18 protein-coding genes are annotated in these 16,483 nt (G+C 57.1%); 7 read left to right on the forward strand and 11 right to left on the reverse strand.

Annotation, left to right across the window (positions count from 1 at the left end):
* Positions 1-49 precede the first annotated feature (49 nt).
* The gene (gene fadR / locus BJF97_RS17680) at positions 50-769 is read right to left on the reverse strand and encodes a fatty acid metabolism transcriptional regulator FadR (protein ID WP_014229802.1); all 720 of its coding nucleotides are present in this window, start codon (positions 767-769) and stop codon (positions 50-52) included.
* A gap of 245 nt (positions 770-1,014) precedes the next feature.
* Between fadR and nhaB the strand changes: the two genes are divergently transcribed.
* The 3 genes from nhaB (at position 1,015) to BJF97_RS17695 (ending at position 3,688) form a co-directional block, all read left to right on the forward strand.
* Positions 1,015-2,568 (forward strand): sodium/proton antiporter NhaB, encoded by a 1,554-nt coding sequence (gene nhaB / locus BJF97_RS17685; RefSeq protein ID WP_014229803.1) that lies wholly within the window; start codon positions 1,015-1,017, stop codon positions 2,566-2,568.
* Between the two features lie 128 nt (positions 2,569-2,696).
* Positions 2,697-3,227, forward strand: coding sequence for a disulfide bond formation protein DsbB (gene dsbB / locus BJF97_RS17690; RefSeq protein ID WP_014229804.1), 531 nt, complete (start codon positions 2,697-2,699; stop codon positions 3,225-3,227).
* Positions 3,228-3,343: 116 nt separating this feature from the next.
* A complete protein-coding gene (locus tag BJF97_RS17695) occupies positions 3,344-3,688 on the forward strand; it encodes a DUF1971 domain-containing protein (protein WP_004103255.1) in 345 nt (114 codons plus the stop codon).
* Positions 3,689-3,696: 8 nt separating this feature from the next.
* Here BJF97_RS17695 and BJF97_RS17700 read toward each other — a convergent pair whose 3' ends face one another.
* The 3 genes from BJF97_RS17700 to BJF97_RS17710 all read right to left on the reverse strand — a co-directional run bounded on the left by BJF97_RS17700 (position 3,697) and on the right by BJF97_RS17710 (position 5,196).
* Positions 3,697-4,143, reverse strand: a complete 447-nt coding sequence (locus BJF97_RS17700) for a YcgN family cysteine cluster protein (RefSeq protein WP_004851995.1) — start codon at positions 4,141-4,143, stop codon at positions 3,697-3,699.
* A gap of 94 nt (positions 4,144-4,237) precedes the next feature.
* Positions 4,238-4,897, reverse strand: a complete 660-nt coding sequence (locus BJF97_RS17705; protein ID WP_004851997.1) for a fumarylacetoacetate hydrolase family protein — start codon at positions 4,895-4,897, stop codon at positions 4,238-4,240.
* A gap of 17 nt (positions 4,898-4,914) precedes the next feature.
* The gene (locus BJF97_RS17710) at positions 4,915-5,196 is read right to left on the reverse strand and encodes a YcgL domain-containing protein (protein ID WP_004138522.1); all 282 of its coding nucleotides are present in this window, start codon (positions 5,194-5,196) and stop codon (positions 4,915-4,917) included.
* 126 nt (positions 5,197-5,322) lie between these two features.
* Here BJF97_RS17710 and minC point away from each other — a divergent pair, with 126 nt between their 5' ends.
* From minC to minE, 3 genes are read left to right on the forward strand one after another with little or no spacing between them, the layout of a single operon-like run.
* Positions 5,323-6,021, forward strand: a complete 699-nt coding sequence (minC, locus tag BJF97_RS17715; RefSeq protein ID WP_004852000.1) for a septum site-determining protein MinC — start codon at positions 5,323-5,325, stop codon at positions 6,019-6,021.
* Between the two features lie 23 nt (positions 6,022-6,044).
* Positions 6,045-6,857, forward strand: coding sequence for a septum site-determining protein MinD (gene minD, locus BJF97_RS17720; protein WP_004103267.1), 813 nt, complete (start codon positions 6,045-6,047; stop codon positions 6,855-6,857).
* Positions 6,858-6,860: 3 nt separating this feature from the next.
* Entirely contained in the window at positions 6,861-7,130 is a 270-nt protein-coding gene (gene minE / locus BJF97_RS17725) for a cell division topological specificity factor MinE (protein ID WP_002910902.1), read from the forward strand.
* Between the two features lie 64 nt (positions 7,131-7,194).
* On the opposite strand, the gene rnd is transcribed toward minE, so the two are convergent.
* From rnd to BJF97_RS17750, 5 genes are all read right to left on the reverse strand, one after another.
* Entirely contained in the window at positions 7,195-8,310 is a 1,116-nt protein-coding gene (rnd, locus tag BJF97_RS17730) for a ribonuclease D (RefSeq protein ID WP_004852003.1), read from the reverse strand.
* 81 nt (positions 8,311-8,391) lie between these two features.
* Entirely contained in the window at positions 8,392-10,077 is a 1,686-nt protein-coding gene (gene fadD / locus BJF97_RS17735; RefSeq protein WP_014229806.1) for a long-chain-fatty-acid--CoA ligase FadD, read from the reverse strand.
* 208 nt (positions 10,078-10,285) lie between these two features.
* Positions 10,286-10,870 (reverse strand): Slp family lipoprotein, encoded by a 585-nt coding sequence (locus BJF97_RS17740; protein WP_004852007.1) that lies wholly within the window; start codon positions 10,868-10,870, stop codon positions 10,286-10,288.
* A gap of 43 nt (positions 10,871-10,913) precedes the next feature.
* A complete protein-coding gene (gene tsaB / locus BJF97_RS17745; protein ID WP_004852009.1) occupies positions 10,914-11,609 on the reverse strand; it encodes a tRNA (adenosine(37)-N6)-threonylcarbamoyltransferase complex dimerization subunit type 1 TsaB in 696 nt (231 codons plus the stop codon).
* A gap of 67 nt (positions 11,610-11,676) precedes the next feature.
* Positions 11,677-13,587 (reverse strand): ATP-dependent DNA helicase, encoded by a 1,911-nt coding sequence (locus BJF97_RS17750; RefSeq protein WP_014229807.1) that lies wholly within the window; start codon positions 13,585-13,587, stop codon positions 11,677-11,679.
* Positions 13,588-13,719: 132 nt separating this feature from the next.
* On the opposite strand from BJF97_RS17750, the gene BJF97_RS17755 reads away from it, so the two are divergent.
* Positions 13,720-14,064, forward strand: a complete 345-nt coding sequence (locus BJF97_RS17755) for a RidA family protein (protein WP_004113724.1) — start codon at positions 13,720-13,722, stop codon at positions 14,062-14,064.
* A gap of 170 nt (positions 14,065-14,234) precedes the next feature.
* Here BJF97_RS17755 and BJF97_RS17760 read toward each other — a convergent pair whose 3' ends face one another.
* Both BJF97_RS17760 and BJF97_RS17765 read right to left on the reverse strand, forming a co-directional pair.
* Positions 14,235-15,374, reverse strand: coding sequence for an alginate lyase family protein (locus BJF97_RS17760; protein WP_014229808.1), 1,140 nt, complete (start codon positions 15,372-15,374; stop codon positions 14,235-14,237).
* A gap of 7 nt (positions 15,375-15,381) precedes the next feature.
* Positions 15,382-16,476, reverse strand: a complete 1,095-nt coding sequence (locus BJF97_RS17765) for an ABC transporter ATP-binding protein (RefSeq protein WP_014229809.1) — start codon at positions 16,474-16,476, stop codon at positions 15,382-15,384.
* Positions 16,477-16,483: the final 7 nt, after the last annotated feature.

The raw sequence follows: 16,483 nt of genomic DNA on the forward strand, positions 1-16,483 counted from the left end.
GCAAAACGCCCGGTGACAGAACCGGGCGTTGTTTATTCGTGGGCGGGGTCTAGCGCATATTAATCGCCAGGTCACCCGGCAAATTCTTCTGCATACGATGCCAAATCTCCCCGCTGTCATGCCCGTAGCGGCGAACGATTTCATAAACCTGTTCATGAAGCCCTTCTTCACATACTTTCGCCAGCTGATGATAGAAGCCGAGCGCCAGGCTACGCGCTTCCGGGTTGGCAAAATAGTGACGACCTATGCGGGTGTACAGACCTTTCATCCCGTTGAGGATCAGGCCGTAGATGGGGTTACCTGAAGCAAAGGCCAGACCGCGGAAGATATTATAATCCAGCTCGGCAAACGCATCGGCGTGGTCTTCAATTTCACGCGCGCTCGCCAGAACCTCCAGCGCTTTATCCGGGTGCTGACGGAAAGCGGTGCGGATAAAAATAGTCGAAATATTGGTACGCACGGACAGCAGATTATCAATCAGCTGCGGAACGCTGTCGTGATCGAGACGCGCGAGGGTTTCGAGAATATTCAGACCTGACGTTTCCCAGAAGTTGTTCACCCTGGTAGGCTTACCGTGCTGAATAGTTAACCAGCCATCGCGGGCCAGACGCTGCAACACTTCACGTAAGGTTGTACGGGTAACACCAATCAGTTCAGAAAGTTCACGTTCAGCGGGAAGAATTGAACCAGGAGGGAAGCGGTTATTCCAGATACTTTCAATGATGTACTCTTCAGCGAAACCCGCAGGGCTTTGCGCCTTAATGACCATAATAAGATTTCCATTACACAGCGTTGCTATTCGACTCATCATACCAGAGCGACCATAAGGCAGATAGCGCCAGAAAGTAATTAAAAAGGGATCGCCGTTTCATTTTCAACTTTTCATTTCACACTTTCTGTGGCTAAAGAACGTGATGCGAAGAAAGTTGCGTCTCGTTTTGCGCAACTGGTAATCTTGCGTATAGTTACGCATAAAATCATGTTTCAGAATTTGACGGAGAAAGGATGTCTGTCGTGGAAATGTCGTATGGCCGCGCCCTGTGGCGCAACTTTCTTGGTCAGTCCCCGGACTGGTACAAACTCACTCTCATCATTTTCTTGATCGTTAATCCGCTGGTCTTTTATCTTCATCCGTTTATTGCCGGATGGCTGCTGGTTATCGAATTTATCTTCACCCTGGCGATGGCGCTTAAATGTTATCCGCTGCTGCCGGGCGGCCTGCTGGCTATTGAAGCGGTATTTATCGGTATGACCACGCCCGGGCATATTCGCGAAGAAGTGGCCAGTAATCTTGAAGTCCTGCTGCTGCTGATGTTTATGGTGGCGGGTATCTACTTCATGAAGCAGCTGCTGCTGTTCATCTTCACCCGTTTGCTGCTCGGCATTCGCAGCAAGATGCTGCTGTCGCTGGCGTTTTGCGTCGCGTCCGCTTTCCTCTCCGCCTTCCTCGACGCGTTGACCGTTGTCGCCGTCGTGATCAGCGTAGCCGTTGGCTTCTACGGTATTTATCACAAAGCCGCTTCGGCGCGGCCGGACGATGACAACATGCTCGACGACAGCCATATCGAGCAGCACTATCGCGATGTTCTGGAGCAGTTTCGCGGCTTCTTGCGCAGCCTGATGATGCACGCCGGGGTCGGCACCGCGCTCGGCGGCGTAATGACGATGGTCGGCGAGCCGCAGAACCTGATTATCGCCAAAGCCGCGGGCTGGCACTTCGGTGAATTCTTCATGCGCATGCTGCCGGTAAGCTTACCGGTGCTGGTATGCGGCCTGCTCACCTGCCTGCTGCTGGAGAAATTCCGCCTGTTTGGCTACGGCGAACCGCTGCCGCCAACGGTGCGCAAAGTGCTGCAGGAGTTTGACGATCGTAGCCGTCAGAGCCGCAGCCGCCAGGATCGCCTGCGCCTTATCGCCCAGGGGATTATCGGCGTCTGGCTGATCGTCGCGCTGGCGCTGCATCTGGCGGAAGTCGGCCTGATTGGCCTGTCGGTCATCGTTCTGGCAACGACTTTTTCCGGCGTCACCGACGAACACGCCATCGGCAAAGCGTTTACCGAAGCGCTGCCGTTTACCGCGCTGCTGACGGTCTTTTTTGCCGTCGTGGCGGTGATCATCGATCAGCACCTGTTTGCCCCGGTGATCGAATTTGTTCTCCAGGCCTCGCCGCACGCCCAGCTGTCGCTGTTCTATCTGTTTAACGGCCTGCTATCATCGATTTCGGATAACGTCTTCGTCGGCACCGTGTACATCAACGAAGTGAAAGCGGCCCTGGAGCATGGGACGATCGGCCTGCCGCAGTTTGAGCTGCTGGCGGTGGCCATTAATACCGGTACTAACCTGCCATCCGTCGCCACGCCGAACGGTCAGGCCGCGTTTCTGTTCCTGCTCACCTCCGCGCTGGCCCCGCTGATTCGCCTCTCCTATGGCCGTATGGTGTGGATGGCGCTGCCGTATACTCTCGTCCTGACCCTGGTGGGCCTGGCGTGCGTCGAGTTTACCTTGATGCCGGCGACCCAGTGGATGCTGGAGCAGGGTTGGCTGGTGACGCCTCAGCTGCTGAAATAAAAAGCAATACCCGGATCAAAAATCCGGGTATTCCATATTCGCTTACGTAATATTTTCAGACTAGCTGCTGGCGTCGCATCGGTTTTCGTTTACACTGCCATGATTTAGCATGTTCCAGGGAAATGATTATGTTGCGATATTTAAACCAGTGCTCAAGGGGACGCGGTGCCTGGCTCCTGATGGCGCTTACCGCGTTTGTTCTTGAATTGGTTGCTTTGTGGTTCCAGCACGTCATGCTGCTGCAACCCTGCGTACTCTGTATTTACGAACGCTGCGCGCTTTTTGGCATTATGGGTGCCGGTATTGTCGGCGCCATTGCGCCAAAATCGCCTCTGCGCTATGTGGCGATTATTATCTGGCTCTACAGCGCCCTGCGCGGACTGCAGCTGGCATGGGAACACACCATGATTCAGCTTCACCCATCCCCCTTCCAGACCTGCGATTTCGCCGCTCGTTTCCCCACGTGGCTGCCGCTGGATAAATGGCTGCCTCAGGTATTTGTCGCCACCGGTGACTGCTCCGTACGCCAGTGGGAATTCCTGACGCTGGAAATGCCGCAGTGGCTGGTCGGGATCTTCGCCGCCTATCTGGTTGTCGGCGCGCTGGTGCTTATCGCACAGCCGTTTAAACCTAAAAAGCGCGATCTGTTTGGTCGCTAAGAACGATTGCTGATAAAGCGCTCCTCCGGGAGCGTTTTTTTTGCCTGCACGTTGACGTCGGTCACATAAAGTTGCATATTAAATGCAACTTATCGATGTTAACTAAGGAGCACATGATGTCTCATTTGCGTATTCCCGCTAGCTGGAAGGTAAAACGCTCCACCCCATTCTTTACCAAACAGAACGTCCCTGCCGCTCTGCTGACGCACCACAACACCGCTGCGGGTGTTTTCGGCCAGCTTTGCGTGATGGAAGGTACGGTAACCTATTATGGTTTCGCCGACGAACAGGCGACAGAGCCTGAAGCAAAAGTCGTTATCAACGCCGGACAGTTCGCGACCAGCCCGCCGCAGTACTGGCACCGCATTGAGCTTAGCGACGACGCGCAGTTCAATATTAACTTTTGGGTTGCAGATGACGCCGACGGTGAAAGCGGGCTATTTCACGCGAAGAAAGGCTAACTGAGCGCCTACTGCGCCCAGTCTGGTTTATTCAGGATATGATCCTGCCAGTCAACCACCGTGGATTCTTTCACAGCAATATGGCGAACCGAGATGCGTTCGCCATGCATCGCCGCCTTCGAACCGGTTAACAGCGGGTGCCAGTGCGGCAGCGGTTGACCTTCCGCCAGCAGACGATAGGCGCAGGTCGGCGGCAGCCATTCAAACGTAGGCAGGTTGTCGCGGGTGAGCTTAATGCAGTCCGGTTCATATTCGAAACGGCGCTCATAGTTACGGCACTGGCAGGTTTTGATATTAAGCTGACGGCAGGCGACGTTGGTGAAGTAGATTTCGTCGGTATCCTCATCCATCAGCTTATGCAGGCAGCACTGTCCGCAGCCGTCGCAAAGTGATTCCCACTCCGCATCGCTCATTTCATCCAGTGTTTTGTGTTGCCAGAAAGGTTGTTCGCTCATTGGGATGTCCGTCATTGCAGTTCAGGGTGCACCTTATAACCAGTCTGGCACGCCGATGCAAGTTTTGCCGCCCGGAGAAGGCGGCAAGCGGTCGTTACAGCACGCGGGTGGTCAGCGAAAACCCGTTAAAACCGACTTCCAGCTCGTCGCCGCTGGCGAGCGGCCCCACGCCTTCCGGGGTGCCGGTCAGAACCACATCACCGGCTTTCAGGGTGAAGAAGCGCGACATATAGGCGATCAGCGGCACAATTTTATGAATCATGTCGGCCGTCGTGCCCTGCTGGCGCACCTCGCCGTTTACCTTCAGGCTCAGCGGCGTATTCTGCGCGTCGCCGTGAAATTCGCCGGCGGGAATAAACCCCGAAATCGGGCAGGAGTTATCAAAGCCTTTCGCCTTTTCCCACGGCTGCCCGGCTTTTTTCATTTTGCCCTGCAGATCGCGCAGGGTGAGGTCCAGCGCCACGCCATAGCCGGCGATGGCTTTGAGCACATGATCGTCCGTCGCCTGACGCAGCGTGCCGCCAATCAGCACCGCCAGCTCAACCTCGTGGTGCACCGACCCCAGCCCCTCAGGAAGCACCAACGGCTGGCGGATATCGCATAGCGCCGTCTCAGGTTTAATAAACAGCACCGGCTCTTCCGGCGTCGCACTGCCCATCTCCTTGATGTGTTTTGCGTAGTTGCTGCCCACGCACACCACTTTGCTTACCGGATAATCCAGTAGCGCACCCTGCCAGTTATGATGTTGGTACATTGTTTTCCCTCTGTGGGTTAATCAGATTTATTCCCCTGTTCCGCCAGGTGTTTCTTGAGTAAATTTTCAGACGGAGGAGGGAGCTGAAGGTAATAGCCCTGATCGGCCAGCGCCTGTTTCACTTTATCCAAATCGGCGTGGATGAGTTTTTTTCGCCCATCGAGCGGTAAAATCATTGCCAGTTTAGGCGTACCGAAGCTATACATTAATTCGTCAGGAACGCGGGAGAAATCGTCCTTTTTTTCGACATATAAATAGGTTTGCTCACGTTTAGTACTTCGATAGATCACACAAAACATAGTTTTACTCGGAATTAGACCTGTGGTCACTTGCCTCTATATATGAGTGACTATAACATGCCTTTTAGTCTTCGGAATATCACCGCACTTCAGCGAGTGATAAACAGCAAATTGAGTAAGGCCAGGATGTCAAATACGCCAATCGAACTTAAGGGCAGTAGCTTCACCTTATCTGTGATTCATTTGCACGATGCAAATCCCGAGGTTATTCGTCAGGCGTTAGAAGACAAAATCGCCCAGGCTCCCGCCTTTTTACGTCATGCCCCCGTGGTGGTGAATATCAGCAGCATTGAAGATGACGTCGACTGGCGCCCTCTTCATGAGGCTATCGCGGCTACCGGTCTGCGTATTATGGGCGTAAGCGGATGTAAACTTCCTCGGCTGAAAACCGAAATTGACCGCGCCGGGATCCCTTTATTAACCGAAGGGAAAGAAAAAATTACCCGTCAGGCCGCGCCAGAACCCGTTGCCCCGCCGCCAGCTGTTAATCAGATCACAAAAACGCGCTTGATCGATCAGCCGGTACGTTCCGGTCAGCGTATTTATGCGCCACACTGTGATCTAATTGTTACAAACCATGTGAGTGCCGGGGCTGAACTTATTGCCGATGGTAATATCCATGTATATGGCATGATGCGGGGACGTGCGCTTGCCGGCGCCGGCGGCGACAGAGACGCCCAAATATTTTGCAGCAACCTCTCGGCGGAACTGGTTTCCATCGCCGGGGAATACTGGCTGAGTGATAACATTCCGGCCGAATTTTATGGCAAAGCGGCCCGTCTACGTTTAGACGACAGCGCTTTGACGATTCAATCGTTGAATTAATCCCTTTTTAACAAGGAATTTCTATGGCACGCATTATTGTTGTGACTTCGGGTAAAGGAGGCGTTGGCAAGACCACCTCCAGCGCGGCCATCGCTACTGGTTTGGCCCAGAAGGGAAAGAAAACGGTCGTTATCGACTTCGACATCGGCCTGCGTAACCTCGATCTAATCATGGGCTGTGAACGCCGGGTCGTTTATGACTTCGTCAACGTCATCCAGGGCGATGCCACGTTGAACCAGGCGCTGATTAAAGACAAGCGCACGGAGAACCTCTACATCCTTCCGGCCTCCCAGACGCGTGACAAAGACGCCCTGACCCGCGAAGGCGTAGACAAAGTTCTCGAAGAACTGAAAAAAATGGATTTTGATTTTATCGTCTGTGACTCCCCTGCAGGCATCGAAACCGGTGCGCTGATGGCGCTGTACTTCGCTGATGAAGCCATCATCACCACCAACCCGGAAGTCTCCTCCGTTCGCGACTCCGACCGTATCCTCGGCATCCTGGCCTCCAAATCCCGCCGCGCGGAAAGGGGCGAAGATCCGATTAAAGAGCATCTGCTGCTGACGCGCTATAACCCAGGCCGCGTAAACAAAGGTGACATGCTGAGCATGGAAGACGTGCTGGAAATTCTGCGCATCAATTTGGTGGGCGTGATTCCGGAAGATCAGTCCGTGCTGCGCGCGTCTAACCAGGGCGAACCGGTTATTCTGGATGACGCCTCGGATGCGGGTAAAGCCTATGCCGATACCGTTGAACGTCTGCTCGGAGAAGAACGCCCTTTCCGCTTCGTAGAAGAAGAGAAGAAAGGTTTCCTCAAACGCCTGTTCGGAGGATAAATTATGGCATTACTCGACTTTTTTCTCTCGCGGAAAAAGAACACGGCCAACATTGCGAAAGAGCGCCTGCAAATTATCGTCGCGGAGCGCCGCCGCGGCGACGCTGAACCGCACTATCTTCCGCAGCTGCGCAAAGACATTCTCGAAGTGATTTGCAAGTATGTGCAAATCGACCCGGAAATGGTCAGCGTACAGCTGGAGCAGAGGGACGGTGATATTTCGATTCTGGAGCTGAACGTGACCCTGCCGGAAACTGAAGAGTCGAAGTCCTGAGCCTGAAGGTATAAAAAAACCGGCAACGCTGTGCGAAGCCGGTTTTTCACTATGCCGTTCGGCGCTAGCGCGGGTAGTCGCTCAATAGCGCATTCAGGCGATCGGCCATCAATTCTCCGCGCCAGCCGGAAACCAGTTCAGGCTGCCCGTTGCCGTTTTTAAGCCCCCAGTGCCAGTTCAGCAGCTGGTTAATCTGTCTTCTTGAGGCCAGCAGCTCCGCGCTGACGCCCTTCTCGGCGCTCACGGTCTGCACAAGCGCTTTAATATCCTTAAACAGCTTGCGGTAGCCCGGCATGTCGATCAGGTTCTGCAGCGGCTCTGGCAGCGCCTCTTCCGGCAGCGCCTGCGCTTTCTCGACAAGGCCGATCAGCGTCTTGCCGTGGAAACGAATTTCGCTGCCCGAGAGTCCGAGGCTGTCAAGCTCCCCGAGGCTGGTGGGCATATAGCGCGCCACGTTCCACAAATGCTCTTCCCGGATCACAAAGTTGACGGCCAGATCGCGCTCGCGCGCTTTGCGCAGACGCCACTCCGCCAGCAGCTGCAGGCAGCCCAGCTGACGAGTACGCAGCTGCCAGGCATTACCGATATCGCGCCACGCCTCGGCGGGATCCTGAATCTCCTGACGCCGCTGCTGCATCAGCTGACATTCATCCAGGGCGGCGGAGAGCCAGCCTGCGCTGTCGGTCTCAGCCATCAGCTTTCCGGCAATCGGCAGCAGGTACCAGACGTCGGCGGCAGCATAAATGCACTGGCGTTCGGTCAGCGGGCGCGCCAGCCAGTCGGTGCGGGACTCGCTCTTGTCCAGCGCCACGCCGGTAAACTCTTCCACCATCGACGCAAAGCCCCACGACATCGGGCGGCCGCAAAAAGCGGCGAGAATTTGCGTGTCGATCAGCGGCTGCGGCATCAAATGAAAAGCATTGAGGAATACTTCCAGATCTTCACTGCCGGCGTGCAGAAATTTGGTCACATCTTTATTCAGCAGCAGTTCACGCATCGGTTCCCAGTCGGTGATGACCAGCGGGTCAATCAGCGAAACCTGGCTGCCGTCGAACAGCTGGAGCAGACCGAGCTGCGGGTAGTAGGTACGAGTACGGACAAATTCCGTATCCAGCGCGATGGCGGAAACCGCGCTTGCCGCGTCGCAGACGGCGCGAAGGCCATCGTTGGTGGTGATCATCTGATAGTTCAAATCATACTCTCTTAACTTGCGCCCATAAAAAACGCCGGCTTAGCCGGCGTCTGGCGATTCACTCTTAGCTCAGGCTTTATTGTCTACTTTAGCACGGGCTTCGTCACGCAGTTCTCGACGTAAAATTTTCCCGACGTTGGATTTCGGCAGCTCATCGCGAAACTCCACCAGCTTCGGCACCTTGTAGCCGGTTAGCTGGCGACGGCAGAAAGCGATCAGCATCTCTTCCGTCAGCGCCGGATCTTTCTTGACCACGAAAATCTTCACCGCTTCACCGCTGCTGCCGGACGGCACGCCGACCGCGGCCACTTCCTGAACCCCGGCGTGCTGCATCACCACATCTTCGATTTCATTCGGATAGACATTGAAGCCCGAGACAAGAATCATATCTTTTTTGCGATCGACGATACGCAGGAAGCCCTCTTCATCCATCACCGCGATATCGCCGGTATGCAGCCAGCCGTCCTTGATAATTTCAGCGGTCGCGTCCGGACGCTGCCAGTAGCCCAGCATCACCTGCGGCCCTTTCACGCACAGCTCCCCCGGTTCTCCCGGCGCGACTTCATTATCGTCATCATCCACCAGCTTCGCTTCGGTGGAGGGCACCGGCAGGCCGATACTGCCGCTGTGATAATCGATATCGTGCGGATTGACGCTTACCAGCGGCGCGCACTCCGTCAGGCCATAGCCTTCCAGCAGATACTGCCCGGTCAGCTTAACCCAGCGCTCCGCCACCACCTGCTGTACCGGCATTCCGCCGCCGGCGGAGAGATGCAGTGAAGAGAAATCGAGCTGCTGAAACTCTTTGTTATTGAGCAGCGCGTTAAACAGGGTGTTGACCCCGGTCATCGCGGTGAAGGGATATTTCGCCAGCTCTTTGACCAGGCCTGGAATATCGCGCGGATTGGTGATCAGCAGGTTCTGCCCACCCAGCTCTATAAACAGCAGACAGTTCATGGTCAGGGCAAAAATGTGGTACAGCGGTAGCGCGGTAACAACCAGCTCTTTACCGCGGTGCAGCAGCGGCCCGTAGGTGCCGTTGACCTGCTCAAGGTTCGCCAGCATATTACGATGAGTCAGCATCGCCCCCTTCGCCACGCCGGTGGTCCCGCCGGTGTACTGGAGAAAAGCGAGATCCTGAGAGACGATTTCCGGCTTAATGTACTGCATACGGTAGCCGTGCTGCAGCGCGCTGCGAAACGAGATGGCGTCCGGCAGATGATATTTTGGCACCAGCCGTTTGATGTACTTCACCACAAAGTTAACCAGCGTCCCTTTCGCCGTGGAAAGCTGATCGCCCATGCGGGTTAAGATCACGTGCTTGACCTGGGTTTTATCAACCACCTTTTCAAGGGTATGGGCGAAGTTGGAAACGATCACAATGGCGGCGGCGCCGCTGTCGTTGAGCTGGTGCTCCAGTTCGCGCGGGGTGTAGAGCGGATTAACGTTCACCACGATCATGCCGGCACGCAGGATACCAAACAGCGCCACCGGATACTGCAGCAGGTTAGGCATCATCAGGGCGACGCGGTCGCCTTTTTGCAGGCCTAACCCTTCCTGTAGATAAGCGGCGAACGCCCGACTGCGCTCCTCCAGCTTACGGTAGGTCATCACCTCGCCCATATTGATAAAGGCCGGCTGATCGGCATAGCGGCGGACGGCGTGTTCAAACAGTTCAACCAGGGATTGATAGCGGTCAGGGTTTATCTCCGCAGGAACGTCCGCGGGATAACGGTTTAGCCAAACCTTTTTCACTGCATCACCTCTGAAATAGTTATTCGTCGTCATCACAGCCCCTGATCAACAAACATTTTGTTAACATTATATTAACTCAGCGTACCAGTTTATTAATTAGCCGTTGTACAGGTTGCGAAGCGCGTCACTATTTATTTTTCTTATTTGACTGAAAACGAAGAAACAGCGGACCAGCCGCTGTTTCTTTTTGCTTACAAAGACTACAAAATCATTCGGTTACAACGTTTCTGACTTCGGCAGGACCGGGGTTATACCAGCCCCAGCCGCCGTACCCGTAGCCCCACGGGCGCGGGCCGAACATCCACGGGTCCATCATCGGCTGCGGCGGCATGACCACCTGCTGGACTACGTTCCAGCGTTTGTAGCCGGTGGCGTTCATCAGCATGAATTTATACGGCGTATTGCCCACTTTACCGTCGACGACGCCGACGATCGGGCCAACCACGGTAACCAGCTGTCCGCGAAAATCCACCGGGTCGATAAAGCCGTTCACGTCGGCAAAAATACGCCCGCGCGACGCTTCGCCCAGCTCCGGACGCGCGGCGTCGTCAAGCTGAACGGTGGCAATTTCCAGGCGGGTTTTACCCTGCTGATTCTGCACGCTGACGACCTTACCGCCAAAACGCGCTTCCTGGCCGACATACAGCTGCGGCGCGTTCATCACGCGGACTAAATCCTGCTGCGGCGTCGGGGTGGTGCCCTTAATGGCATCCGGCACCGAAGCGCACCCGCTCAGCGCAGCAACGACTGCTGCCGCGACTAACCAACGCACTACCCTTTTTTGACCCGCCATGACGCGACTCCTTCCTTCTTCTCAGACATATAGTTACTGAGATTCACTCGCGGCCAGGAAGTTTCTTCCACGCCACTTCATTACGTAAATAAACTGGCTCAGCGTGTTCGACGGCCACGGTTTTTCCCGCCGTAAACAGGTGGCAGGCCAGCGGCAGCATATCCTGCGCTTCAGGCAGCTGAATGTCGCCATCGACGAGCGTTAAACCGCAGTCGCGAGCCATATCCGGCCACGCCTGCCAGCCGGTGCCCACGGTGGCCCACTCGCCTTCCAGCCGCTGAAGCCGCTCGCGAACCGCTTCCGGCTTCAGCACCGCCTCGCTCTCTTCGCCGTGCCAGACGCCCTGCTCATCGCGCTGATATTCCGCCCAGTAGACTTCGCCCATCCTGGCGTCGATGGCCGCCAGCACGCGGGTGGCGCCGTTTTTCCGCCACGCGCCCTGCGCCATGGTCGCCAGCGTAGATACGCCGATCATCGGCAGCCCGGCCCCCAGCGCCAGCCCCTGCGCGATACCGATGCCGATACGCACGCCGGTGAAGCTCCCCGGCCCGCGGCCAAAGGCCAGCGCATCAAGCTCGGTCAATAGCGTTCCGCTTTCATTGAGGACATCCTGCACCAGGGGCAGGATACGTTGGGTATGTTCACGGGGGCAGATTTCAAAATGAGCACTGAGGGTGCCATCATTCCACAGCGCCGCGGAGCAGGCCTCCGTGGCGGTATCGATAGCTAAAATTCGCATGGGTTGTCGCGCTCTCGCTCTAGCAGATTGACAAAATGGCGCGCAGCTTACCACATTTTGCGCCGGATTACCTCGCCGGCGGCACCGCAAGAAAACGCACCGCCCGGCGGATATCGCGCGTGCGCGGCGCAGGCGGAAGGCTCGCGAGGAAGACCGCGCCGTAGGGACGCATCACCAGACGGTTGTCGCAGATAACCAGTACCCCGCGATCGTCGATGTCGCGAATCAGGCGCCCCACCCCCTGTTTAAGGGTAATCACCGCGTCCGGTAGCTGGACCTCGTCAAAAGGATCGCCGCCGCGCAGGCGACAATCTTCCATCCGCGCTTTGAGTAGCGGATCGTCCGGCGAGGTGAACGGCAGCTTGTCGATAATCACCAGCGAAAGCGCATCGCCGCGCACGTCCACCCCTTCCCAGAAGCTGCTGGTCGCCACCAGCAGCGCATTTCCGGCGCTGACGAACTGCTGTAAAAGCTGACCTTTGCTGGTTTCTCCCTGCAGGAGCACCGGCAGCGTCATGGTGGCGCGGAACTGTTCCGCCAGATCGCGCATCATGGCGTGCGAGGTGCAGAGCATAAAGCAGCGCCCGTCGTTGGCCTCAATCAGCGGTTTGAGCATCGCCGCCAGATGGCGCGCCGCGCCGGGCTGGTTCGGCAAAGGTAAATTGCGCGGTACGCACAGCAGCGCCTGATGGGCATAATCAAAGGGGCTGGGCAGCAGCAGCGTTTGCGCTTCGCCAATCCCCAGGCGATCGGTAAAGTGGTGCAAATCGTCATTGACCGAGAGCGTCGCCGAGGTAAAAATCCAGCTCCCCGATTTTTGCGCCATCACCTCTTTAAACTTATCCGCTACCGTCAGCGGAGTCAGCGCCAGAGTAAAATTACGCGAAGTGCACTCATACCAGTAGCTAAAGCCGGGCTGGTTGGTCTCTTTGAGCCGCTTCAGGCGGCCGCGGTAGACGGTGGCCCGCTCAAAGGCGGCGTCGAGCAGCGCCGAGCGGCCCAGCGACAGCTTTGCCACGTCGTAACAGAGTTCGAGCGCATCATCAAGCAGCAGCAGCGCGCGCTGAATGTTGTTATCCGCCAGCAGCTCGCGCAGGTTGCCGCGATAGCCGGGTTCCCCCAGCTGCAGGCGAAAATCCTGCGCGCTCTGGGCCAGGCGGTCGGCGCATTTCTGCAGCTGCTGGGTGTCTTTGAGTTCGGTGCGATAAGCAATGGTGATATCTTTCGCCAGGTCCAGCAGCTGGCGGCTGGAGAGCGACTGGCCGAAGTACTGGCTGGCGATGTCCGGTAGCTGATGCGCTTCGTCGAAGATCATCACTTCCGCTTCGGGAATCAGCTCGGCAAATCCGCTCTCTTTGACCACCATATCGGCGAGGAACAGATGGTGGTTGACGACGACCACGTCAGCATCCATCGCCTTTTTCCGCGCCTTCACCACAAAACAGTCTTTATATAACGGGCAGTCGCTGCCGAGGCAGTTATCGTTGGTACTGGTGACCAGCGGCCAGGCCTGGGAATCTTCGGCCACGCTAACGCAGGTGCTGATATCGCCATCGACGGTCTGGTTAGACCACGAACGCAGCAGAATGACATCGCTGAGGGTTTGCACCGGCAGGTCGCCGCCGGCGAGCGCCTGCTGTTCCAGCCGCTCCAGGCACAGGTAGTTCGAACGCCCTTTCAGCAGGGCCAGCTTACCGGTGTACTTCAGCGCTTTAGCGACAGTGGGTAAATCCCGACTGTAGAGCTGATCCTGTAGCGCTTTCGAGCCGGTGGAGATAATGACTTTCTTATTGGCGCGGAGCGCAGGCGCCAGGTAGGCGTAGGTTTTCCCGGTCCCGGTCCCCGCCTCAACCACCAGCGGACGGGTTTCTTCAATCGCGCTGGCGACGGCGAAAGCCATCTGACGCTGCGGCTCGCGTGGTTTAAATCCCGCAATCGCGCTGGCCAGCTGGCCGTCTGCTGCAAAATCGTCGATCACATTACCCCCTGGTTATTTGGACAGTGATTATGTCAGGGTGGAGTCGTTTTCGCCAGTGCGGGTAGTGACGCAGGTGAAACATTATGGCAGTCTTGCCGCAGCTTAATGAACCGGAACAAAGAGGAAATAAACATGACCATTACGCGTATTGATGCCGAAGCCCGCTGGTCTGATGTGGTGATTCACAACCAGACGCTGTACTACACCGGCGTGCCGTCCAACCTTGATGCCGATGCCTGCGCGCAAACCGCCGATACCCTGGCGCAGATTGACGCCGTGCTGGAGAAACAGGGCAGCAGCAAGTCGCGTATTCTTGATGCGACGATTTTTCTTGCCGACGGCGCAGACTTTGCGGCGATGAACCAGGCCTGGGATGCGTGGGTCGTCGCCGGTCATGCCCCGGTGCGCTGTACGGTGCAGGCGAAGCTGATGAATCCGAAGTACAAAGTCGAGATTAAAATCATCGCCGCCGTGTAAGACAGCCGTGGCCCCGTAGCCCGGGCACGCGCAGCGCCGCCCGGGAAGAAGCCGCGCCAAAGCCGTTATCCGGCGCATTCCCCGGATAGCGGCGTAAACGCCTTATCCGGCTACATAGCAGCCAGGCCGATCGGGCACAGCGCCGTCGGGAGGCAAGAAGCATTGTTCTATCAGCCCGGACACCACATCAGCTGTTCCTTCAGCTGCAGCGTCTCCTGCGGCACACATTTCAGCGCTTCACGATAGCTGGCAGATTGTTTTGCATAGCCCCGCACTGACTGCAGCAGCACGCGCAGCGCGCTATCCCACACGATTCCCTGCAGGTCGCTGTAGGGCCAGAGATCCGGTTCCCGGATAAACGGCACCAGGTAATCAATCCCCTGCTTCACGCCTCGCCCATCGCGGATGGCGTTCCAGCGATCGAACTCAACGTGTTCAGCGTAGCGGTTGAGCAGCAGATGCGCCTCCAGGTTAAACAGCGAGTAGTGGAACGGAATGGTACGTTCCAGCTCCATCGTCTGCCTGCCGTCCTGGTCAATCTGCGCCGCCATCCGCTGGGTGATCCCCTGCTCGATGATCCGCGCCGCCAGCCCTTTATCGCCATAAAATAGCGCGTTAACCGTCCGCTGAGCGTCGTACCAGGTGCCGTGGTTGTTGTGCCAGACGTACTCAGAGTGGCCGATGTCGCTGTAGTACATCCAGTGGTTAAAGTCGCGGAACCACTGGTGCAGGCCGATGATATCGTCGGTATCAAGCACGCTCGCCGCGTTAATCAAACCGATGGTGTCCACCACCATCCACATTAAGCGGGTATCAATAAGCCCGGTACCGCGACCGGAAACAATCCCCGGGATCGCCTGGCCATAGTTCAGATGCGGGTTCATCCGCGTTTCCGCATCAAGGAACCAGCAGCGGATCTGCGCAGCCGCCGCCTGCGCGTACTGGCGCTGACCGGTGAAGTACCACGCCAGCCCGAGGGTCAGGCACCGTTCGCACATGCGGATAATGCGCGAGGTATCCGTGTCGTTGTTCTCACACTGCGGATTAATATGCCCGTCGCGGCGAATATAGGGCAGCCCGTTCGGCCGCCGCGGGTTTGGCCACCAGTAGGTCCCCAGGCTGTAGTAATCGTGCGCGTCGCCGCTCGCCGGGCGCAGCTTTTTATGTACCACGCTTTCCGGCGCTTCCCGACGCAGGATATCCGCCTCCGATACCAGCTTGCTTAGCGCCAGCTGCAGCGGCGAGAAGGGCTGCTTCAGGCCCGCCCGGGCGTTTTCCAGGCAGGTTTCGTCAAGGGTGTACAGCTTCATCGCCACCTTAATTTCCCTCCCGGCAGGCTATGCGCTGGCCGCTTTGCGCATCGAACAGGTGCACGCCGGCGAGCTTCGGCTGCAGCCAGATCTTATCGCCCTCTTTTACGGCCAGACGCTGTTTGAACACCGATGTAAACGCCCCGCCGCCGGTATCGCAGAAGAGCTGCATATCCGAGCCGGTGTTCTCCACCGCCGTCACCTTCGCCGCCAGCGCATCGTCCCGCGCTTCATGAACCACGTTGACCTGTTCGGGGCGAATGGCGTACACCACCTGCTGGCCATCGGTGACCCGTAAACCGGCGGGCAAAGCCAACAGGGAGCCATCTTTCAGACGCAGGCTGGTGGCGCTACCGTTCAAGACCACGACGCCCGGCAGCTGGTTAATCTCCGGCGAGCCGATAAACCCGGCGACAAACAGATTCGCCGGCCGGTCGTACAGTTCCAGCGGGGTCCCCGCCTGCTCTATTCGCCCGTCGCGCAGCACCACAATCATCTGCCCCATGGTCATGGCTTCAATCTGATCGTGGGTGACGTACACCGAGGTGGTTTTCAGCCGACGATGCAGTTCGCGGATCTCGCCGCGTACCTGGGTTCGCAGCTTGGCGTCAAGGTTGGAGAGCGGTTCATCGAACAAGAACACCTGCGGCTTACGCACGATCGCCCGCCCCATCGCCACGCGCTGGCGCTGGCCGCCGGAGAGATCTTTGGGCAGGCGCTCCAGCAGCGGCTCCAGCCCCAGTAGCGCCGCCGCTTCATTCACCTTCTGGCTGATTTCCGCTTTCGGCAGCTTAGCCATCTTCAGGGCAAAGCCCATATTTTCACGCACGGTCATCTGCGGGTAGAGCGCATAGCTCTGGAACACCATCGCAATGTCGCGCAGCTTCGGCTCCACCTCGGTGACGTTACGCTCGTTGATATGCACTTCGCCGCCGGAGATCTCCTCCAGCCCGGCAATCATGCGCAGCAGCGTGGATTTGCCGCAGCCGCTGGGCCCGACGAGAACGCAGAACTCGCCGTCCGGAATCGTCAGCGACACATCTTTAATGACGTGGGCATCCCCGTATGATTTGCGCACGCTATTTAATACAACCGATCCCATCGTTAAC

Origin of the sequence: Klebsiella sp. LTGPAF-6F (assembly GCF_001753185.1) — a bacterium.
GTDB classification, from domain to species: Bacteria; Pseudomonadota; Gammaproteobacteria; order Enterobacterales; family Enterobacteriaceae; genus Klebsiella; species Klebsiella michiganensis.